Here is a 20126-nt window from a genome sequence, read left to right as displayed (position 1 = left end):
GAGCCTTCGGACCCAAAAAGCAGGTCGGGTCAGGCTGATGGTTCTAACCCAGCAGGTCGGGGCGGGCCATCTGGTGGGGTTAACAACCCCGGAAAGGGCAAGGGGCCAGGGCACGGGAAAGGTCAAGGGCGCGGGAAAGGTAAGCGAGACAGGGGCGACGCTTGAGTACATGCGCCCTTTCTACGGCACAGTGACGTGCCAGCGCACGCAGACGCGTCAGCGAGCTGATAACCCAAACCGGGCAACCCTCGCCCGATGTTATCGGAGGCACACTTGACCGGGAAATCCAGAGAAAAAACGGGACGGCGGCGCGGTTTTCGCCTGGTCGGGCTGGGTTTGATACTGATCGGTTGCTTCATCAGGGTCATTGACCCTTATCCCATTCGCATGAGCCGTTTGATTTACTTCGACCTGCTGCAACGTGTTTCACCGCGCGAATACAACCCGGACTTGCCGATCCGCGTTCTGGACATTGACGAAGAAACCCTGGCGGTCTGGGGCCAATGGCCATGGCCCCGAACGCTATTGGCCCAGATGGTGCAAAACCTGGGCGAAAGCGGCGCTGCGGCAATCGCTTTTGATATGTTGTTTGTCGAGCCCGACAGATACTCGCCTGCGCGGTTGCTAAACGACCCTGCCTTGGCGGGTGTTCTGACGGTCGTACACCATGCACAGAAGATGGACTACGACGTTCTGTTCGGTCTGGAAGTAGCGAATTGGCCCGTTGTCTTGGGAACTGCTGCCCGGGTCTCGCAGGAAGGTGCCAAAATTACACCGAAGGCAGGCATTATTGAAGTCGGTGAACAACCGGCATCCGGGCTGGTCTCTGTCCCGTTCTGGACGCCAATTGCGCCGCCTCTGGGGCGCAGCGCTGCTGGCATTGGCGGTGTGAATGTCTCACCCCTGGGGGGAACGGGCGTTGTAAGGCGCGTTCCGGTTCTTTGGAACGGCCCCAGCGGTCCACTTCCCGGCCTTGGCATCGAAGCACTCAGGGTGGCAATCGGCGCGCCCTTTGTGCTGGCCGAGGGATCATCCGATGAAGAGGGCATTATGCTTGCGGTCGAGCTTGGTGATTTTCGGTTGCCGACCACTGAAAACGGCGAGGTCTGGATCAGATACAGGCGCGACCAACCCGAGCTCTACCTGTCGGCCAATGACGTAATGACAAGTCCTGATGACCCCGCGCTGCAAGCTGAAATCGAAGGCCGGATCATTTTGATTGGCACTTCTGCAGCAGGTTTGTTCGACATGCACCAGACGCCACTTGGCGAGTCCGTCCCCGGCGTTTCCATCCACGCACAATTGCTGGAACAGATCCTGACCGGCGAAATGCTGAGCCGGTCAGATGTAACCGCTGCGCTGGAGCTGCTGTCTTTCGTGTTGCTCGGCCTGATCGTGATCGCTGTCATGTCCAGCTTTGGGGCAGTTGCATCATTTGTTGCTGGGGGTTTAGCCGCTGCTGTGGTCATCGGCACAAGTTGGCTTGCTTTTCAAAATCAGCTGATCTTGTTTGATGTGACGTTCCCTCTGGCTGGGGGAATGGCCAATTTCGGCTTGTTAGCCGGGTATCTCTTTGTCTCAACCGAGCGTGAGAAGCACGAAATCCGCAAGGTTTTTTCACATTACGTAGCACCGGAAATCCTCGACGAAATGGAGCAGTCCGGCCACCGTTTGAAACTAGGCGGCGAGACGCAGGAGATCACGGTCATGTTCTCGGACATACGGGGATTTACTCCACTCTCTGAATCCGTGTCCGCAACCGAACTGGTGACCTTGCTGAACGAACTTTTCTCGCAGGTGGGCGACCAGATCTTGCATGAAAGAGGCACAATCGACAAATTCATAGGCGATGCAGTTATGGCGTTTTGGAATGCGCCTTTGCCGGTAGAAGACCACCCCTGTCGCGCTGCGCACGCGGCATTGTTGATGCGCAAAGCTCTGATTGCATTCAACGCGTCGAAGGTGATGCAGGACCGACCACCGATTGCCCTTGCCACGGGATGCGCCACGGGACACGCCTGCGTCGGCAATATCGGATCACGCAGCCGGTTCAACTATACGGTCATCGGTGATGTAGTGAACGTGGCGGCCCGCATTGAACAAAGCTGTCGCCATGTCGATTACGACATCGTTGTTTCGCACTCAGTCTACAACGCAGCGCATCAGGATATGGCAATGCTTGAAGCCGGATTTGTCGATCTGAAAGGCAAAACGGATCTCGAAGCGGTGTTCGTTCTTATCGGAGACAACACCGTGCTGGACAGCGCGTCGTTTCAACGGCTTTCAGAGGCACATAACGAACTTATTTCCGCAATCCGAGACCGGCAGCCGTACGATAGGATCGAGCAGTTGTGCGGGCACTGTTTGGCCATCGCGGTCGAAATCGAGCCTGGCTTGCGTCAGTTCTATCGCTCGCTTCCCGGTCGAGTGGCGGATTTCCGGACAGACGTTCAATCAGGTCAGGCAATGTTCAGTCATCGTGCCCGTGAGGTCAGGGCCTGAACGATCTTCGATTGACGGCCTTGGCGTACTGGCTCGGCAAGTACTGTCGGCCACTAAAAGAATAGGCCAGGCCATATTTCTGGACGCGTGTCGGGTCTTTCGACCCCGCTGCGGATCGCCTACGGAGCGCACGACCTTACATCAGATCGTTTTCGATGTCTTCAACCGAAATGCCCAAGGCGTCCAAACCGTTTTCTAAATGGTCAGACAGGTGCGGTGTTCCAATCAAGTAGTCCGCGCAAGGAGTCGACGCCTCGGACTTGGCGGTCGCGACAGCTTCAGCCAGATCATCCGCGAAAAAGCTTTCACGTCCGATCCACATGACGGCAACCAGTTCGGCCTGCTCGTCTTCGCTCATCCGGCCAATAAAAGCGCGCAATTCGCCCTCGGCCCGGTCCAGTTCACGCCCCATCATGGCGACCTGAGCTATTTTTCTTGCCGAGATTTCCAACATGTCCCAACTCCTCGTGTTCGCGACTTACTTACTACCAGAACCATTCTCAAAGGATTGAGTCTTTGATCTTACGCAAACAGCGGCGGGTTATGACTTGCGTATCCGAGAAATCGGATGATCCGGAACGGGTGCGGTACGGAAAGGACGGAATTGGGCCTTTTTTAATTTCAGTTTAAGCGCCTGCCACACGATCAAAGTGAAGGCACGCCGCGCCCCAAACGGACGTCGCACCAAAGACCAGAGGATCGCGCGATCGGTCAAAGGTGCCCTTGGGCCGGTAAGAGTGGCAATCAACCCCCCTGACTTGCGCCCATAATCAATCCAAATACCAACCCGGTCAGCGCGGTAGTCAAATCGAAACGTGTAAGAGCCTTCGATCTTCTGAAATGGCGATACATGCATCAGCTTGTCTGCCACGATGCGATCAGTGGGTTGGATGGGCGCGAAATTGGCATTGTGGCACAGGTAGCTGTGCCGCGTGCCATAAGTGTTCGTTACCTCAGCCACCACTGAGTAAAGGTTGTCGCAATCATCGAAACAGAACCAGAAGCTGACCGGATTAAACACATGGCCCAGAACACGGGGTTGCGTCAGCAGCATGATGTGCGCCGGTTGCAAAACGCCCAGCGCATCGAACTGTTCACGCAACCAAGCCGCGCCGCGCCCCTTACCTGGCGCACCGCCGTGGTCCCTATCTCTCCAGTTCGTAATGTTTGCGCCGTTCAAGGAAAACAGACGCGGCGTTGCGGCCTTTTTCTCGGGGTCAAACAGGATGTAGTCGACCGAATAACGAAATGCGTTTTCGATGGCCCCTTTACGCCCATGATAGGTTTGCCCTGCAATATGGTCTATCCGGTTCATTCCACATTTTCCATTCTGCCCGCGATTTGATCAAACAGCGCTTATTTTTTGCGGCCAATTCATAGGGATACTACGACAAGACAGCTCGTTTGGATTAAAATTTTCGTGCTTAGTGATCCAAGTTGGGACAGCCCGCGTAAAAAGAGTATGTTTACCGAGATCGATACCGCGAGCTTGGGTGAACCGGTGGCTGAAAAGCCCGTTGTTATGCCCCCGCGCGGGAAACAACGAGTAAAAGGACGACCGGTGAACCACGCAGACGGCAATTGCGAGACCAGAACGGAGTGGGTTAACCATGTTGCCCGTATCCGCGACGCGCAGGATCAGGCGGCATTTGCCGAGCTGTTCCAGCATTTTGCGCCTCGGGTCAAAGCGTTCCTGATAAAATCGGGGTCGGACGTGACCCTGGCCGAGGAATGTGCGCAAGAGGTGATGGCCACCTTGTGGCACAAGGCGCATCTGTTCGATCCGGCCCGCGCAACGGTGGCCACATGGGTGTTCACGATTGCTCGGAACAAGCGCATTGACGTGCTGCGCAAGCAACGCCGCCCCGAGCCCGAAGATCTGGGATGGGGACCCGAGGCCGAGCCGGACCAGCACGACATTATGGCGCTGCAACAGGAAACCGCGCAGCTGCGCGACGCGATGACCGCGTTGCCAGAGGCGCAAAGAGAATTGATCGAAAAGGCCTATTTCGGTGACCTGAGCCACCGAGAAATTGCCTCGCAAACCGGATTACCACTGGGCACGATCAAATCGCGAATTAGATTGGCGTTGGACCGCTTGCGCCATTCGATGAATTGAGACAACGACGATGAGCAAAAACATAAAACATCACCTGACGGATGACCTGCTGATGGCTTACGCCGCAGGCAATCTGCCCGAAGCGTTCGACCTCATGGTCGCTACGCATCTGTCTCTGTGCGACCACTGCCGCGCGCGGGCCGAAAGCTTTGATGCCGTCGGGGGCTGTGTCCTGGAAGATCAGGAAAGCGCCGCTCGGATGAGCGACGGATCGCTTGCGGCAACTATGGCGTTGATTGCGCAAGGTGCACCGATTGCAAAACCAGCCCAACCGGGATGTTCGGTCCTGCCTGCTCCGTTGCAGGATTACGTGGGCGGAAATGTTGAGGCGATCAAGTGGCGCTCAATCGGCATGGGTGTGAAACAGGCTATCCTGCCGACTACTAGTGAAGCAACCGCGCGATTGCTGTTTATCCCCGCTGGGGCCGCCGTACCGGACCACAGCCACAACGGGATGGAGCTGACAATGGTCTTGCAAGGGGCGTTTTCGGATGAGGTCGACCATTTCGCCCGCGGCGATGTGGAAATCGCAGACGAGGACCTGCATCACACGCCCACGGCCGATATGTCCGAGGATTGCATCTGTCTGGCCGTGACCGACGCACCGTTGAAGTTCAACAAGCTGATGCCGCGCCTGTTCCAGCCTTTTCTACGAATCTGACGGCAGAGACACGTTGTGCTAAGCTGCCGTCATTCGTCGGAGGATAGTGCATGATGAAACGCCTGATCTTTATCGCAGCAATCCTGGGTCTGGCCACTTCGGCCTCGGCCCAACGCGTCGCCGAGGTCAAATTCCAACCCGGCAATTACGGCACGATGGTCAACGGCACCATCACCGGGGACGAGTATTTCGACTACAAGCTGGGCGCTCAGGCCGGTCAAGAGATTTTCGCCGATCTGAAGGTCAGCGATACCAATGGCAACGGCGTGATCTATTTCAACATCCTGCCACCGGGCAGCGAGGGTGAGGCGATCTATATCGGTTCGATCGACGGCAACACCGCGCGTATCGCCCTGCCCCAAAGCGGAGATTACACGATCCGCGTTTACCTGATGGGCAATGATCGCGATACCGGCAAGACGGTCGGTTACAATCTGGACCTGTCGATCCAGTAGCGGCTAACCTTCTGTCTTGCCCAGCGGTACCACATTGGAGTGATCGTCCGGGGCCAGTTCCTCGAAATCGAAATTGTCCAGCCGCTGCGCCCGGCGGCCAGCCTTTTCGGCGCTGATCTTGATTTCCGAGATGTCCTTGGCCGCCTGTCCAAAGTGGCGGTCCAGATTGGACACCCGGTCGCCGAGACGCTCCACATCCTTGTGTAGCATCCCCAATTCCTTGCGAATGGCACCCGCTTGCTCGCGCATCCGCGCGTCTTTCAGGATCGCGCGCATGGTGTTCAGCGTCGCCATGCAGGTGGTAGGCGACACGATCCAGACGCGCTTGCTGAAACTCTCCTGCACCAATTCGGGGAACTTGGCGTGCAGCTCGGCATAAACCGCCTCGGACGGCAGGAACATCAGCGCGCCATCGGCGGTTTCGCCATCCAGAATGTATTTCTCGGCAATGTCGTTGATATGCTTGCGAACTGTGCTGCGGAACATCTGCACCGCTGCCTTCAGCTCGGCATCGTTGGCCGATCCGATCAGCGCCTCATAGGCCTCCAGCGGAAATTTGCTGTCGATCACGATGGGGCCCGGTGGGTTCGGCAGGTTTATCAGGCAATCGGCGCGCCGCCCGTTCGACAAGGTCGCCTGCAGTCGGAAACTGTCCGAGGGCAGCGCCTTGGACACGATATCATTCAGCTGAATTTCCCCAAAAGCGCCGCGCGTCTGCTTGTTCGACAGGATATCCTGCAGCGACAGCACATCGCCTGACAGTTTGGTGATATTGTCCTGAGCCTTGTCGATGGCCGCCAGCCGTTCCTGCAGCTGGGTCAGCGAGGTCGCGGTCTGTTTCGACGAGCCATGCAGCGATTCCTTCATCCTCTCCTGCATCTCGGCCAAAGCACGCGCGGATTTCATCGCATTATCCGCCAGCCGGTCATTCATCTGCTGCTGCACCGAGGACAGGCGCGATTCGACCGTCTGGATCACCTGTACCTGCGCATTGGCCTGCGTGTCTGAAACATGCTGCAACCCGCCACGGAGTTGCTCCTGCCCCTGTCCCAATTGCTGCACATGCTGACCCAAATGCGCCATCTGCCGCGCCAGCGGTTCAGCCATGCGGGCGGACTGCTGCGCCGCACGCAGCGACAGAAACAGCAGTAAGAGGATCAGCGCCACCAACCCGCCGCCGATCAGAATCACGGGGTCGTTTAGGGCGATTTGGGTGCCAGCAATCTCGATCATGTCGCCTCGGATGTTCTTGTTTTATTCTTCATACCGCACGCAGGTGGAGGGATCAACTGCGCCCGAACAGCCGTTCAATATCGGACAGTTTGAGTTCCACATAAGTTGGCCGCCCGTGGTTGCATTGGCCGGAATGGGGCGTCGCCTCCATCTCGCGCAGTAGGGCGTTCATCTCCTCGGCCCGCATCCGGCGGCCCGACCGGACCGATCCATGACAGGCCACCCGGCTGAGGATCGCCTCAATCCGCGCCTGAACCGTCTGGCTTTCGCCCTGATCGGCCAGTTCATCAAGGATATCCAGGATCATCGCGCGGGCATCGACTTCGCCCAGAATGGCTGGGGTTTCGCGTACGGCAATAGCTCCGCCACCAAAGGGCTCCAACGTCAGGCCAAGGCGGGTCAGGTCGTCGGCCACGGCCATCAGGCGGGCACAATCGCTGCCAGACAGTTCTACGATCTCGGGGATCAGCAGCGCCTGCGCAGCGACGCCGTTTTCCGCCATCTGGCGTTTGAGTTTCTCATAGACCAGCCGCTCATGCGCGGCGTGCTGATCGACGATCACCATTCCATCGGCGGTTTGGGCGATGATGTAGTTCTCATGCACTTGCCCGCGCGCCGCGCCCAGCGGCAGATCCTGCGCCGGGGGTCCTTCTGCGACAACGGGTGCGGGCTCCACGATGCTGCCGCTGTAATCTTGCGACAGTTCCGCAAAGCCCGGAGCCTGCGCCTGATAGGATGCCTGCCGGGCCGCCAGCGACGGCCGGTCCATCTGATAGACCCGCGCGGGCGCAGGCTGTGCCGGTTCAGGCCGCATCGCGCCCAAAGTCGCATTGGCCACGGTCGAAGAGGCCCGATGCCCCGCCTCGGCCAGCGCGTGCCGCAGGGCAGACACGATCAGCCCCCGCGCCACGCCGGGATCGCGGAACCGGACCTCGGATTTTGCCGGATGCACATTCACGTCGACCAGCGTCGGATCACAGTCGATGAACAGCGCGGCTGCCGGATGGCGATCCCGGCTGAGGAAATCGAAATAGGCCGCCCGCAGCGCTCCGGTCAGCATCTTGTCCCGCACCGGACGGCCATTGACGAACAGGTACTGCGCCACCGCCGCGCCCCGCGAATAGGTCGGCAGGGCGACGTATCCGTACAGCCTGATCCCCTCACGCGTGGCGTCGATTTGCAGAGCGTTCTCGGCAAACTCGCGCCCGATCACGCGGGCCAGACGGGCGTGCAACGCATCGAACAGATCGCCATTCTCGCGGTCGGCGCGGAAAGTTACGCGCCCCTCGCCCCCGCCCGAGACATCGCGCAGGGTAAAGGTGATCGACGGTTCGGCCATGGCCAAACGCTTGACTGTGTCGCTGATCGCCTGCGCCTCGGCCCGGTCGGTGCGCATGAACTTCAGCCGGGCGGGCGTGGCAAAGAACAGATCGCGCAGCTCGACCACCGTGCCCGTGCGCAGGGCAGCGGGTTTGACCGACCCCATCCTGCCGCCTGAGACGTTGATCTGCGCTGCCTCCCCCCCGGCCACGCGGCTGGTGATGGTCAACCGACCTACTGCGCCCAGCGAGGGCAGCGCCTCGCCCCGGAAGCCAAAAGTATGAATGTTCAGCAGGTCTGACCCGTCGATCTTGGAGGTCGCATGGCGCGACAGCGCCAGTGGCAGATCATCGGCCGCGATCCCGCAACCATCATCGGTGACGCGAATCAGCGTCTTACCCCCATCGGCAATGTCGATGGCGATCCGGCTGGACCCTGCATCAATGGCGTTTTCCACCAGCTCTTTGACTGCCGAGGCCGGACGTTCGACCACTTCGCCTGCCGCGATACGGTTGATCGCAGCATCGTCCAACTGTCGTATTACGGGACGGGTATCGCTGATATTGGGGTTTGCCTGCGCCATACCCCTAGACCTAGCACATGCGTGCGCGATTCTACCACTGATTTACGCTGAACTGTTTAAGGAATGAGGGGGGCGTTCGGACAATCGTCGTGTCAGCCGTCGTGGCAACACAGAGGCAACGATTGCCCGAACGGTCCAAAGTGAGTGGTGGTCGTTCGCCTTATGTGAACATTCCGTAACACGAAACCCACATTGAGGCTTGCTAACTGTGACCACCGCGTAAATCTGGGCGGAGTTCAGCCGATACCGGGTTGTTGCCTCGGCGCTCCGGCGCGGGTCCGGCACGGCCCCCATATCGCAGCTGCGGCCAGGATCAAACCAGCGACTGCAGCAATCATACCGGCCGCACTGACTGCATCGGCCATACCCAACCAAAGCGGCCCATAGCCTGCCAGAACATAGCCCGCAACGGCGGAAACCACTGCAAAGGCAACGGACCAAGCGATCTGACTCTCTAACCGGTTGGTCATCATCCGCGCGGCGGCGGGGGGGCAGATGAACATGGCGATCACGATGATCGACCCCACCGCGTCAAAGGCCGCCACCGCCGCAATCGCCGCAACCACCACCAGCGCCAGGCCCAGCGCCCCCGTGCGGATGCCGATAGTGCGGGCGAACCCTTCGTCGAAGGTGGAAATCTTCAACGGTCGCCAGAACAACCAGATGAATAGCGTTACACCCAGCAAAGTCGCGGCAATGCGCGGCAGTTCAGGTGGCAGCCCAGCCAACGCGGTCAGATCCAGCAACGAAGACCAACCCACTGAGTCGAGCCAGATCAGACTTTCCAGATTGCCATAGAGCGCATGTTCCACGTCCAGATGCACGGTCGAAGTATCGGTCTGTTCCAGCAACAGCACCCCGGCGGCGAACATGGTGGTAAAGACCACACCCATCGCGGCACCGGGTTCGATCTGGCCCAGTCTCCGGATCGCTTCGATCATTACCACGGCGACCACTGCGGCCCCCGCCGCACCCAGCATCATGGGCCATGTGGATATTGCTCCGGTCAGGATAAAGGCCACGACAATCCCCGGTAGCACCACATGGCTGATCGCATCGCCGATCAACGCCTGTTTACGCAGCACCAGAAAATTACCCGGCAACGCGCAGGCAATCGCCGCGAATGTGCCAATCAGCAAGGGCGTAAGGGACAGGGGGACAAACTCTTCACCGCTCATGCCATCACCCCCTGTGGGCCGCCGATCTGACGGTCGATTTCAGCGATCTGGTCTCGGGTCAGGACAGTCTCGATATCACGCAACCCGTCGTACAGCGCCGCTGTTGCCTCATGCGCCTGATCCGCGCGGACAATTTCCCAACGTTTTTCATCCCGCAGGGCCTTGGCGGCGCGGGCCTTCCCAGCCTCGGTCGCGACACCATCGGCGCGGGCCAGACCGGCGCGCTTCAACAGACGCAGGGTCAGAGGCTCGTAAATCTTCTGCCCCTGCGCCAGCGCCAGCAGGCCCTGACGGATATGCACCCGGCGCTGAAACCGCAAATGGCGCAGCACGGCGGCCAGAACGCCGCGCACCGGGGCCAGCAGCAGCGACAGGGCAAACAGGGCAAAGCTTACCAGCACGATGATCGGACCCGTCGGCAGGTTAGGGGCCGAGGCCGACAGCGCCGCGCCCACATAGCCCGATACCCCTCCGGCAATCCCGGCAAGCAGCACCACGCGGTCGGACCGTTCGGTCCAGAACCGCGCCGTGACAGCGGGAATGATCAGCAGCGCCACGATCAGGATCAGGCCGACGATTTTCAGCCCCACCACCGTGACGGCCATCACCAGCCCCATCATCGCAAGGTCGATGCGATGCACCGGCAGCCCCCGGGCGGCGGCATATTCGGGGTCAAAGGCCACCATGGTCATGGGCCGGCGCAGGATCATTACCAGCACCAGCGTGGCCGCCCCGCCCAGCGCGATGACCAGCGCATCGGCCCAGAGCATCCCGGCGGTCGAGCCCAGCAGGAACCCTTCAAGCCCCGCCTGACGGCCCACGCCGATGGTCTGGATGACAGTCAGCAGCACTATGCCAAAGCCGAAGAATACCGACAAAACCGCACCAATCGCGGCATCCTCGGCCAGTCGCGTGTGGCGGGTTAGCCAGTTCATGCACAGCAGGCCCACCCAAGCCGACAGGGCCGAACCAGCCAGCAGTCCCAGCAGATTACGCCCGTCGCCGCCAAAGGCGACCAGCACCATAAAGGCCAGACACACACCCGGCAGCGTTGCATGGCTGATCGCGTCGCTGACCAGCGCGCGTTTGCGCAGAAACAGGAACGTCCCTGTCACCCCCGCCGACACGCCCAGCAGCGCAGCCCCGATGGCGACCAGCGAGGCGTTATAGCCCAGCTGAAGGGTCAAGGCGTCCCAAAGCATGGATTACCCCAACGCGCGCGAGATCTGGTCGATCTGGGCAGTCGCCAGACGGCCTCCATAGGCGGCTTGCAGGGTCTCGGCGGTGAAGGCCTGATCCACCGGGCCCTCGGCCACTTTGCTGGTGTTGATCAGGAAGACATGGTCGAAATAGTCGGTGACGGTGGCCAGATCGTGATGCACGACAACCACGGTCTTCCCGGCCTCTTTCAGCGCTTTCAGCACTGCGATGATGGCCTTTTCGGTGGCTGCATCAACCCCGGCAAAGGGTTCGTCCAGCAGATACAGATCAGCCCCCTGCGCCAAAGCGCGGGCTAGAAAGACACGTTGTTGCTGACCGCCCGAAAGCTGACCGATCTGACGATCCGCGAAATCACGCATACCAACACGGTTCAGGCAATCCATAGCCTGCGCGCGATGGCGTCCCCGAATGCGGCCCAACAGACCCAATTCGCGTGAGAGGCCCATCAGCACCACGTCGATCACGCGGGTCGGGAAATCCCAATCGACGCTGGCGCGCTGCGGGACATAGGCGATGCGAGCGCGCTGTTTCTCAAGCGCGTCGCCGTAAACCGTCACCTGGCCCGACAGCGCGGGCACAATCCCCAACGCAGCCTTCAGCATAGTCGACTTGCCAGCGCCGTTCGGCCCGATAATGGCCGTCATCGCACCGGGCTGCACCGTCATGTCCACCGAGAATACCGCCGGTTTCTGACCGTAAGACACGGTCAGCCCGCGAACGGCCAGAGGGCTACCGCCCAGCCCATTTTCCTGAACCGAAACTCCGTGATTTGCGGCCAGTTCAAGTGTCATCTCAGAACCCCGCCGACAATTTGCCATTCATGCCCAGTGCCGGTGCATCCGCACCCAGCGCGCTGGCAATGACAGTGATATTGTGATCCAGCATTCCGATATAGGTGCCTTCATAGGTGCCCGGCTCGCCCATGGCGTCGGAATACAGCTCTCCGCCCACATCCACCTGATGCCCCTTGGCCGCGGCACCCTCGATCAGCGCGCGCATGGACCGATCCGAGACCGAGCTTTCCACGAACACCGCTGTCAATTGCTGATCAACCAGCGTATCAACCAGTTCGCCGATCCGGTTCAGACCGGCCTCGGACTGGGTCGAGATGCCCTGAATGCCCAACACCTCATAGCCGTATTCCGCACCGAAATAGCCAAATGCGTCGTGGGCCGTCACCAGAATGCGATTGTCCTTTGGGACGGCGGCCAGCATCTGTTTCCCGTAGGCTTCCAACTGAGCAATCTCGGCCAGATGGGCTTGCGCATTGGAGGCGAAAATCTCGGCCGCTTCGGGGCGGGTGTCGGTCAGCGCAATTTGCACCTGAACCACCACGTCGCGCCACAGGGCCGGGCTCATCCACACATGCGGGTCGTATTTGTCGGCGTAATCGTCATGGGCGCGTAGCTTGGACGTGTCGATCCCTTCGGCCACGGCCACCACGTTGCGCTTGCGGGATAGGTCGTGAAAGAAATCCTCCATCTGCGCCTCAAGATACAAGCCGTGCCACAGGGTCAGGTCCGCGCGGGTCATGGCGACGATGTCGCTGCGGGTCTGGCGATAGGCGTGCGGATCGACGCCGGGGCCCATCAGGCCCTTGACCTCGACCTGATCGCCACCGACCTGGCGCACGGCGTCGGCAATCATACCGGTTGTCGCAACCACTTTCAGTGGCGTTTCGGCATGGGCCGAAATTGGCAAAGCGACAGCCAAAGCCAACGCAGCAAGAAAGTTACGACGAATCATGTCAGACCCCGATCTGATATCCCCACGACCATTAATATGAGAACCATTCGCAACTTAGTCAATGCTATTGCGAATTATTCGCAACAAAGCATTTATTTTTGACCAAATGGACAAAAAGTTGTCTTTGAATTGCCGGTTTGCCTTTCATTTGGGCGCAACCCGTGCGATTTTGGCGCAAACCTCCCAAAGGATGTGAGAATGGAAACGCAGAGCCCTAAAAGCGCCGTGCGCACCGCGCATCTGCCGCAAGTGACCGAACCCCGCAATCCGGGCATGGATCTGGATCTGGACTGGGTGCGCGCCGTGCAGGCCAACACCTCGGCCATTGAACGCCGTGCCGCAACCCTGCCCGGTCGTCGTTCGGTAAAGAAAGACTATCAGGCCGCATGGCTGCTGAAGGCGATCACGATGATCGACCTGACCACGTTGTCGGGCGATGACACGGTGGGCCGAGTGCGCCGCCTGTGCGCCAAGGCGCGCCAGCCCGTTGCGCCCGCACTGCTGCAGGCAATGGATATGCCGCCGATCACCACTGGCGCGGTCTGTGTTTATCACGACATGATCGAACCCGCTGTTGTGGCGTTGAAAGGCACTGGCATTCCAGTGGCTGCTGTCTCGACCGGGTTCCCGGCGGGCCTGTCGCCGTTCCATCTGCGCGTGGCCGAGATCGAAGAAAGCGTGAAGGCCGGGGCCGAGGAAATCGACATCGTGATCTCGCGCCGTCACGTGCTGTCGGGTGACTGGCAGGCTTTGTATGACGAGATGAAGGCCTTCCGCGCCGCCTGTGGCGATGCCCATGTCAAAGCCATTCTGGCGACCGGAGAGCTGGGCAGCCTGCGCAATGTCGCGCGTGCTTCGGTCGTGTGCATGATGGCGGGGGCGGATTTCATCAAGACCTCGACCGGCAAGGAAAGCGTCAACGCTACCCTGCCCGTGTCGCTGGTGATGATCCGCGCGATCCGCGATTACTATGACCGCACAGGATACCGCGTCGGCTACAAACCTGCGGGCGGGATTTCCAAGGCCAAGGATGCACTGGTCTATCTGTCGCTGATCAAGGACGAGTTGGGCGATCGCTGGCTGGAGCCGGACCTGTTCCGGTTCGGCGCCTCGTCACTGCTGGGCGATATCGAGCGGCAGTTGGAACATTATGTCACCGGGGCGTACTCGGCTGGCTACCGTCACTCCATGGGCTGAGGACAAGAACAATGACAGTCAAAGAGATTTTCGAAACCATGGATTACGGCCCAGCCCCCGAAAGCGCAGCCGAGGCGCTGGCTTGGCTGGTCGATCAGGGTGACAAATTCGGCCACTATATCGACGGGGCCTTCACCAAACCCGGTAAAGGCTTTGACAGCCGCAACCCGGCGACCGGAGAGGTGTTGGCCAAGCTGACCCAAGCCAAACAGGCCGATGTGGACGCCGCGGTGGCCGCCGCCGGGAAAGCACAGCCGAAGTGGGAGAAACTGGGCGGCGCGGGACGTGCGCGGTATCTCTATGCCATTGCGCGCCTGCTGCAGAAGCATTCGCGTTTGTTTGCGGTGCTGGAAAGCCTGGACAACGGCAAACCGATCCGTGAATCGCGCGACATCGACATCCCTCTGGCCCAGCGGCACTTCTATTACCACGCTGGCATGGCGCAGCTGATGGAAAGCGAATTGCCCGATGCCCAGGCTCTGGGCGTTTGCGGGCAGATCATCCCGTGGAACTTCCCGTTGCTGATGCTAGCGTGGAAAATCGCGCCCGCGCTGGCGATGGGGAACACGGTGGTTCTGAAGCCTGCCGAGTATACCTCGCTGACCGCATTGCTGTTTGCTGACATCTGCACGCAGGCCGGACTGCCGAAGGGCGTGGTCAATATCGTCACCGGCGACGGCGCGGTGGGTGAGATGATCGTCAACGCCGACGTGGACAAGGTTGCCTTCACCGGCTCAACCACCGTTGGGCGACGCATCCGCGAGGCGACTGCTGGATCCCGCAAGGAACTGACGTTGGAGCTGGGCGGTAAATCCGCCTATATCGTGTTCGACGATGCCGATCTCGATAGCGCCATTGAAGGGCTGGTCGATGCGATCTGGTTCAATCAGGGTCAGGTCTGCTGTGCGGGCTCGCGCCTGTTGATACAGGAAGGCATTTCCGACCGATTCCACGCCAAGCTGCGCGCGCGGATGGACGGCTTGCGCATCGGCGATCCTCTGGACAAGTGCATCGACGTGGGCGCGGTTGTGGACCCGATCCAGTTGCAGACGATCAAAGGCATGGTCGACAGCAACACCGCAGGCGAGGTTTATCAGGCGGCCTGCGCGCTGCCCGAGAACGGCTGCTATTATCCGCCCACGCTGATCTCGGGTCTGGAGACATCCGATCCGCTGATGCAAGAAGAGATCTTCGGCCCGGTTCTGGTCTCCTCGACCTTCCGCACGCCTACTGAGGCGGTCGAACTGGCCAACAACACCCGCTATGGGCTGGCCGCGACCGTGTGGACCGAGAACGTAAACCTAGCGCTCGATATCGCGCCCAAGCTGGTTGCGGGCGTGGTCTGGGTGAATGCCACCAACCTGTTTGACGCCGCTGCCGGGTTCGGCGGAGTACGCGAAAGCGGCTTTGGCCGTGAAGGCGGCTGGGAAGGGCTGGCCGCCTATACCAAGCCCAAAGGCAAGACCAAGCCGCTGGCAAAGGTCGAGGCTGCAATGGGCCAAGGCGCGCCGGTTGATCCTATTGATCGCACCGCCAAGATGTATGTGGGCGGCAAACAGGCACGGCCCGATGGCGGTTATTCGAAACCCGTCGGGGGCAAATCCGGCCTGCTGGGACATGTAGGGCTGGCCAACCGCAAAGACGTGCGCAACGCGGTTGAGGCCGCGGCAGGCGCGAAAGGCTGGTCCAAGACCACCGGCCATCTGCGGGCGCAGATCCTGTACTACATCGGCGAAAACCTCTCGGCCCGCGCGGATGAATTCGCCGCCCGGATCGACGCCATGACCGGCGGCCAAACCGGCGCGGCCGAGGTTGAAACCTCGATTCAGCGCCTGTTCACCGCCGCTGCATGGGCCGACAAGTATGACGGTCAGGTGCATGGCGTCCCGATCCGGGGCGTTGCCCTTGCGATGAAGGAACCCGTCGGTGTGATCGGCGCGCTCTGCGCGGATGAAGCCCCGCTGCTGGGCCTGATCTCGACCATGGCCCCCGCAATTGCGATGGGCAACCGGGTGGTGCTGGCCGCATCCGAGCCCTATCCGTTGGCGGCGACGGATTTCTATCAGATCCTTGAAACCTCGGATGTACCCGCAGGGGTGGTCAACATCCTGACCGGCAGTCACGCGGAGCTGGCGAAACCACTTGCCTCACACATGAACGTGGATGCGGTCTGGACGTTCTCGTCCACTGACCTGTCCAAAGAGATTGAGGTTGTATCTGCAGGGAACCTGAAACGTACATGGGTCAATAACGGCGCGACAACCGACTGGAGCATCGACCACACACGCCGTTTTTTGCAGGCCGCGACCGAGGTCAAGAACATCTGGGTGCCCTACGGCGAGTAAAGCGATACAGAACGCAGGCGAAAGCCCGCTCATGTGCAGACATTTTGTGAATGGGGTCACAGACAAAGCCGCTTGCCTGACCCAACGTAAGGTCCATTCTAATCTAGAATGGGCCTTTTTTCATGCTGAGTTTACCGATTGATTTCTCAACCTCTTTACAGATTGTCACGTTGGTTGGCGTCTGCGGCGCCGGACTGTACATTCTGAACTACTTCATGCTGCAGATGGGTGTCATCAGGGGAACAGGTATCCTTTACCCCGTCCTGACCATTATCGCCGCCAGTTGCGTCCTGATCAGCATGGCTGAAGAATTCAATCTGGCCGGTTCGATCATCCAGATGGCATATATTCTGATCTCGGTCCTTGGTCTATTGCGAGGCTACTTGTCCCGGCACTTGGTGCGGTTCTCGGAGGACGAGCGCCAATTCATCGCATTACATCTGGAATCGTTAAAACCCCATCAGGCCCGCAGGTTGCTGAATACGGCCACCGTGAAAGAGTTCCCAACCGGGGATATCCTGATCGAAGAAGGCAAGACCACCGATTTTCTGGGATTTGTATTGACCGGTCGAACCACGATCCTGAAAGACGGTCACGTGATCAACTGCTGCGGATCGGATGAAATACTCGGAGAGCTGACCTTCGGCCTTGGCCTTCCCGCAACTGCCACCGTCATCGCAACCGAACCGACCAGATGCCTGGTTTTCGACAACATCAAGCTGACGCGCTTGCTCAAACGAAACAGACATATTGATGATGCGCTAAAGGCCGCGCATTTCAGACATGCGCGGCAAAAGCTGCTAAGCAGCAACAAGCATACGTTACTGGCCCAGAAAAGACCCGCCGCTGCCTAACCGGATCAACCGTCCAGATCTTCGGGTTTGCCGACAATGGTGAAATGCAACCCTTCTGGATCCAACAGCTCGGATGCAACGCGGTTCACATCCTCCAACGTAACGGCGTTCACCTGATCGTTGCGTGTCGCGATATAGTCGATCGGCAGGTCTTCCATTTGCATCCCAACCATGATCGACGCGATCTGGCTGTTTCCGTCAAAGCGCAACGGGTAGGCACCGGTCAGATAGGTCTTTGCATCATCCAATTCCGTCTGCGTCACACCTTCGTCTGCCGCGCGGGCCCATTCGTCACGAATGACTTTGACGGCCTCGGCAATACGATCATTGGCCGAAGACACGGATCCCAGATAAACCGAGGCCAGATCCTTGGGCACCAGATAGGTGCTGACACCATAGGTAAGGCCCCGTTTTTCACGCACCTCATGCATCAGGCGGCTTTCAAAACCACCCCCGCCTAGGATGTGGTTCAGAACAAAGGCCGCAAAGAAGTCGGGATCATCACGGTCGATCCCCTCATGGCCAAACAATGCCACCGATTGCGGAGTGTCGAATTCGACCACGCTTACACCACCGGGAATGGTCACCTGAGCACGGCCCGGTATCGGTTTGCCGCTTGCGGGCAGGTCGGCCAACAGCTTATCCAGCAGCACGCCCAGTTCCTCGGCCGTGATGTCGCCAACTGCGCCAACATACATGCGGTCCTTGGCGAACACATTTTCGTAGGCCGTGACAATATCGTCCCGCGTCAGGGTGGTCACGCTGTCGATGGTCCCTTTGCCCTCGGACCCATAGGGATGATCACCATAGGCCATGCGGGCAAAGTTGCGACCGGCAATGTCATTGGGATCGGTTTGATCCGAGCGCAGCCCAGACAGAACCTGCGCCCGCACGCGGTCCACAGCGTCCTGATCAAAGCGCGGCTCATGCAAAGTAACGCGCAGCAGATCGACCACCTCGTCGCGATTTTCGGTCAGAAACTGCGCCGACACCGATACCTGATCGTCAGTTGCGTTATACCGGAAAGAGGCGGCCAGAGATTCCAACTCGCGAGCATAAGTGCGCGAGTCCATATCTCCCGCGCCTTCTTCGATCAGGCCCGCCATTAGGTATACTGCACCGCGTTTGTCCGGATCATCTAGCGAGGTGCCGCCGCGAAACCGCAACTCGATCACGGTGAAGGGAATCGAATGATCCTCGACCAGCCAGGCGGTAATACCCCCGGGCGACGTGACTTCCTGAATTTCGATCTCGGCCCAGGCGGGCAAAGCGATAATGAAAGCGATCAGAGTGGCAAAGATCCGTTTCATTGTGTCACCTCATCGTCGCGCATCAGCCACCCGGTGACTGATGTTTCGAGTTGAAAGACTTCGCGTGCGGCCGCGATGATCTCATCGCCGGTAACGGCCTGAAGAATATCGGGCCAGGCCTGCACGTCTTCGACTGTCAAACCGGTGGTCAAAGCACGGCCATAGCGGTTGCCGATTCCGTCCACGTTGTCACGCGCATAGGTCTGCGATGCCCGCAACTGCATCTTGATGCGATCCAGGTCTTCCTCGTTCACACCTTCGGCAATAAAATCCGCAACAGCCTGATCCATCGCATCTTCGGCTTCTTGCAAAGACACGCCCTGCGCCGGGACGACCACAAGATCAAAGGTCGTATTATCCAACGACGTCCCGCGATAAAACGCACCGCTGAAGACCGCCTTCTGCTGGTCGAACTGCAGCTTTTCGGACAGGTATGACGTATTGCCCCCGCCCAAAAGCTCGGCCAGCAGGAACAACGCCGCAGCCTTTTCCTGCGCGCCCGCGTCGCGCTCTTGCGCCAGATAACTACGCTGAACATAGGGTTGCGAGACGCGCGGATCTTTATAGGTCAGCCTCCGCGCTGCGGTCTGAGGCGGCTCTTGCGACCTTATGCGCTCGGGCAGATCTGGGTTGGCCGGAATGACGCCATAGTATTTCTCGGCCAAGGTTTTTACGTCATCGGGATCGACGTCGCCGGTAACGACCAGAATGGCGTTATTGGGGGCGTAATGGGTCTGGTAGAAGGACAGCGCATCCTGCATGTCCAGTGTCTCCATCTCATGCCGCCAGCCGATGATCGGCACACCATAGCGATGGTTGAGGTACTGCGCCGCGCTCATCTGCTCGCTGAACAGGGCGCGCGGGTTGTTTTCTTTGCGCTGGTTACGCTCTTCAAGGATCACGTCGCGTTCGGTAAGAATATCTTCCTCACTCAAGCGGATATTGCGCATCCTGTCGGATTCCATCCGCATCATAAGCTCTAGTCGGTCAGAGGCCACGCGTTGGAAATACGCTGTATAGTCGTAGGAGGTGAAAGCGTTGTCATTACCACCATTGGCTGCGACCGTGGCCGAAAACTCACCCGGTGCAAGCGTATCCGTGCCTTTGAACAGCAAATGTTCCAGAAAATGCGCCACACCAGACGACCCAATCGGCTCATCCGCAGACCCTGCTCGATACCAGACCATATGCTGCACCACAGGGGCGCGGTGATCTTCAACCACCACGACATCCATGCCGTTATCAAGCGTGAAGGTAGTGACCGCCTCCTGCCCATCCTCGGCGAAGACCGGGGTGGCGGCGATCAGGGCAGCCGACAATGCCAAGGCCCGAACCATGGGGCATCCTCCGTATAGTTTGCTGAGGTTCAAACTACGGTGGTGCGGCGCAGGTTCAAGGCCGA

17 protein-coding genes are annotated in these 20126 nt (G+C 59.5%); 7 read left to right on the top strand and 10 right to left on the bottom strand.

Features of this window, described 5'->3' with window-relative positions:
* Positions 1-273: 273 nt before the first annotated feature.
* Positions 274-2502 carry a CHASE2 domain-containing protein gene (locus tag ABWV79_RS06665; RefSeq protein WP_353391045.1) on the top strand — a complete coding sequence of 743 codons (2229 nt, stop codon included), beginning with the start codon at positions 274-276 and terminating at the stop codon, positions 2500-2502.
* A 136-nt stretch (positions 2503-2638) separates the two neighbouring features.
* Here ABWV79_RS06665 and ABWV79_RS06660 read toward each other — a convergent pair whose 3' ends face one another.
* A complete protein-coding gene (locus tag ABWV79_RS06660; protein WP_353391044.1) occupies positions 2639-2956 on the bottom strand; it encodes a DUF3775 domain-containing protein in 318 nt (105 codons plus the stop codon).
* Between the two features lie 87 nt (positions 2957-3043).
* On the bottom strand, positions 3044-3817 hold the full coding sequence (locus tag ABWV79_RS06655; protein ID WP_170353658.1) for a DUF1365 domain-containing protein: 774 nt from the start codon (positions 3815-3817) through the stop codon (positions 3044-3046).
* Between the two features lie 147 nt (positions 3818-3964).
* Here ABWV79_RS06655 and ABWV79_RS06650 point away from each other — a divergent pair, with 147 nt between their 5' ends.
* Genes ABWV79_RS06650 through ABWV79_RS06640 form a run of 3 tightly spaced genes read left to right on the top strand, consistent with a single transcriptional unit; the run spans position 3965 to position 5737 of the window.
* Complete coding sequence (locus ABWV79_RS06650; protein ID WP_170353969.1) at positions 3965-4621, top strand: sigma-70 family RNA polymerase sigma factor; 657 nt, start codon at positions 3965-3967, stop codon at positions 4619-4621.
* A 10-nt stretch (positions 4622-4631) separates the two neighbouring features.
* The gene (locus tag ABWV79_RS06645; RefSeq protein ID WP_170756004.1) at positions 4632-5282 is read left to right on the top strand and encodes a ChrR family anti-sigma-E factor; all 651 of its coding nucleotides are present in this window, start codon (positions 4632-4634) and stop codon (positions 5280-5282) included.
* 50 nt (positions 5283-5332) lie between these two features.
* Positions 5333-5737 carry a hypothetical protein gene (locus tag ABWV79_RS06640; protein ID WP_234899431.1) on the top strand — a complete coding sequence of 135 codons (405 nt, stop codon included), beginning with the start codon at positions 5333-5335 and terminating at the stop codon, positions 5735-5737.
* Positions 5738-5740: 3 nt separating this feature from the next.
* Here the strand turns inward: ABWV79_RS06640 and ABWV79_RS06635 are convergent, their stop codons facing one another.
* The 6 genes from ABWV79_RS06635 to ABWV79_RS06610 all read right to left on the bottom strand — a co-directional run bounded on the left by ABWV79_RS06635 (position 5741) and on the right by ABWV79_RS06610 (position 13018).
* Complete coding sequence (locus ABWV79_RS06635) at positions 5741-6970, bottom strand: DNA recombination protein RmuC (protein WP_353391043.1); 1230 nt, start codon at positions 6968-6970, stop codon at positions 5741-5743.
* A 52-nt stretch (positions 6971-7022) separates the two neighbouring features.
* Positions 7023-8873: a DNA mismatch repair endonuclease MutL gene (gene mutL / locus ABWV79_RS06630; RefSeq protein ID WP_353391042.1), complete on the bottom strand. Its 1851-nt coding sequence runs from the start codon at positions 8871-8873 to the stop codon at positions 7023-7025.
* A 236-nt stretch (positions 8874-9109) separates the two neighbouring features.
* Complete coding sequence (locus ABWV79_RS06625) at positions 9110-10051, bottom strand: metal ABC transporter permease (RefSeq protein WP_353391041.1); 942 nt, start codon at positions 10049-10051, stop codon at positions 9110-9112.
* Positions 10048-11253, bottom strand: a complete 1206-nt coding sequence (locus ABWV79_RS06620) for a metal ABC transporter permease (RefSeq protein ID WP_353391040.1) — start codon at positions 11251-11253, stop codon at positions 10048-10050. Before ABWV79_RS06620 ends, ABWV79_RS06625 begins: the two co-directional genes overlap by 4 nt.
* Positions 11254-11256: 3 nt before the next feature.
* Entirely contained in the window at positions 11257-12063 is an 807-nt protein-coding gene (locus ABWV79_RS06615; RefSeq protein ID WP_353391039.1) for a metal ABC transporter ATP-binding protein, read from the bottom strand.
* Position 12064: 1 nt separating this feature from the next.
* Positions 12065-13018 (bottom strand): metal ABC transporter solute-binding protein, Zn/Mn family, encoded by a 954-nt coding sequence (locus ABWV79_RS06610; protein WP_353391037.1) that lies wholly within the window; start codon positions 13016-13018, stop codon positions 12065-12067.
* Between the two features lie 198 nt (positions 13019-13216).
* On the opposite strand from ABWV79_RS06610, the gene deoC reads away from it, so the two are divergent.
* The 3 genes from deoC to ABWV79_RS06595 all read left to right on the top strand — a co-directional run bounded on the left by deoC (position 13217) and on the right by ABWV79_RS06595 (position 17414).
* On the top strand, positions 13217-14215 hold the full coding sequence (gene deoC, locus ABWV79_RS06605; protein WP_353391035.1) for a deoxyribose-phosphate aldolase: 999 nt from the start codon (positions 13217-13219) through the stop codon (positions 14213-14215).
* Positions 14216-14226: 11 nt separating this feature from the next.
* Complete coding sequence (locus ABWV79_RS06600; protein ID WP_353391034.1) at positions 14227-16560, top strand: aldehyde dehydrogenase family protein; 2334 nt, start codon at positions 14227-14229, stop codon at positions 16558-16560.
* 122 nt (positions 16561-16682) lie between these two features.
* The gene (locus tag ABWV79_RS06595; RefSeq protein WP_353391033.1) at positions 16683-17414 is read left to right on the top strand and encodes a Crp/Fnr family transcriptional regulator; all 732 of its coding nucleotides are present in this window, start codon (positions 16683-16685) and stop codon (positions 17412-17414) included.
* A 5-nt stretch (positions 17415-17419) separates the two neighbouring features.
* Here ABWV79_RS06595 and ABWV79_RS06590 read toward each other — a convergent pair whose 3' ends face one another.
* Both ABWV79_RS06590 and ABWV79_RS06585 read right to left on the bottom strand, forming a co-directional pair.
* Positions 17420-18724, bottom strand: a complete 1305-nt coding sequence (locus ABWV79_RS06590) for a M16 family metallopeptidase (protein WP_353391032.1) — start codon at positions 18722-18724, stop codon at positions 17420-17422.
* Positions 18721-20061 (bottom strand): M16 family metallopeptidase, encoded by a 1341-nt coding sequence (locus ABWV79_RS06585; protein WP_170353671.1) that lies wholly within the window; start codon positions 20059-20061, stop codon positions 18721-18723. Before ABWV79_RS06585 ends, ABWV79_RS06590 begins: the two co-directional genes overlap by 4 nt.
* Between the last annotated feature and the right edge of the window lie 65 nt (positions 20062-20126).

This window comes from Ruegeria sp. HU-ET01832 (genome assembly GCF_040371315.1).
GTDB classification, from domain to species: Bacteria; Pseudomonadota; Alphaproteobacteria; order Rhodobacterales; family Rhodobacteraceae; genus Ruegeria; species Ruegeria lacuscaerulensis_A.
The sequence above is the reverse complement of the archived record's forward strand: the minus strand, read 5'-3'. Positions and strand labels throughout refer to the sequence as shown.

What these genes read in the sequence shown, in the direction of transcription:
- ABWV79_RS06645 (WP_170756004.1), top strand. Translation starts at nt 4,632, where the DNA reads ATGAGCAAAAACATAAAACATCACCTGACGGATGACCTGCTGATGGCT.
- ABWV79_RS06660 (WP_353391044.1), bottom strand. Translation starts at nt 2,956, where the DNA reads ATGTTGGAAATCTCGGCAAGAAAAATAGCTCAGGTCGCCATGATGGGG.
- ABWV79_RS06585 (WP_170353671.1), bottom strand. Translation starts at nt 20,061, where the DNA reads ATGGTTCGGGCCTTGGCATTGTCGGCTGCCCTGATCGCCGCCACCCCG.
- ABWV79_RS06640 (WP_234899431.1), top strand. Translation starts at nt 5,333, where the DNA reads ATGATGAAACGCCTGATCTTTATCGCAGCAATCCTGGGTCTGGCCACT.
- deoC (WP_353391035.1), top strand. Translation starts at nt 13,217, where the DNA reads ATGGAAACGCAGAGCCCTAAAAGCGCCGTGCGCACCGCGCATCTGCCG.
- ABWV79_RS06635 (WP_353391043.1), bottom strand. Translation starts at nt 6,970, where the DNA reads ATGATCGAGATTGCTGGCACCCAAATCGCCCTAAACGACCCCGTGATT.
- ABWV79_RS06600 (WP_353391034.1), top strand. Translation starts at nt 14,227, where the DNA reads ATGACAGTCAAAGAGATTTTCGAAACCATGGATTACGGCCCAGCCCCC.
- ABWV79_RS06615 (WP_353391039.1), bottom strand. Translation starts at nt 12,063, where the DNA reads ATGACACTTGAACTGGCCGCAAATCACGGAGTTTCGGTTCAGGAAAAT.
- ABWV79_RS06655 (WP_170353658.1), bottom strand. Translation starts at nt 3,817, where the DNA reads ATGAACCGGATAGACCATATTGCAGGGCAAACCTATCATGGGCGTAAA.
- ABWV79_RS06650 (WP_170353969.1), top strand. Translation starts at nt 3,965, where the DNA reads ATGTTTACCGAGATCGATACCGCGAGCTTGGGTGAACCGGTGGCTGAA.
- ABWV79_RS06590 (WP_353391032.1), bottom strand. Translation starts at nt 18,724, where the DNA reads ATGAAACGGATCTTTGCCACTCTGATCGCTTTCATTATCGCTTTGCCC.
- ABWV79_RS06610 (WP_353391037.1), bottom strand. Translation starts at nt 13,018, where the DNA reads ATGATTCGTCGTAACTTTCTTGCTGCGTTGGCTTTGGCTGTCGCTTTG.
- ABWV79_RS06625 (WP_353391041.1), bottom strand. Translation starts at nt 10,051, where the DNA reads ATGAGCGGTGAAGAGTTTGTCCCCCTGTCCCTTACGCCCTTGCTGATT.
- mutL (WP_353391042.1), bottom strand. Translation starts at nt 8,873, where the DNA reads ATGGCGCAGGCAAACCCCAATATCAGCGATACCCGTCCCGTAATACGA.
- ABWV79_RS06595 (WP_353391033.1), top strand. Translation starts at nt 16,683, where the DNA reads ATGCTGAGTTTACCGATTGATTTCTCAACCTCTTTACAGATTGTCACG.
- ABWV79_RS06620 (WP_353391040.1), bottom strand. Translation starts at nt 11,253, where the DNA reads ATGCTTTGGGACGCCTTGACCCTTCAGCTGGGCTATAACGCCTCGCTG.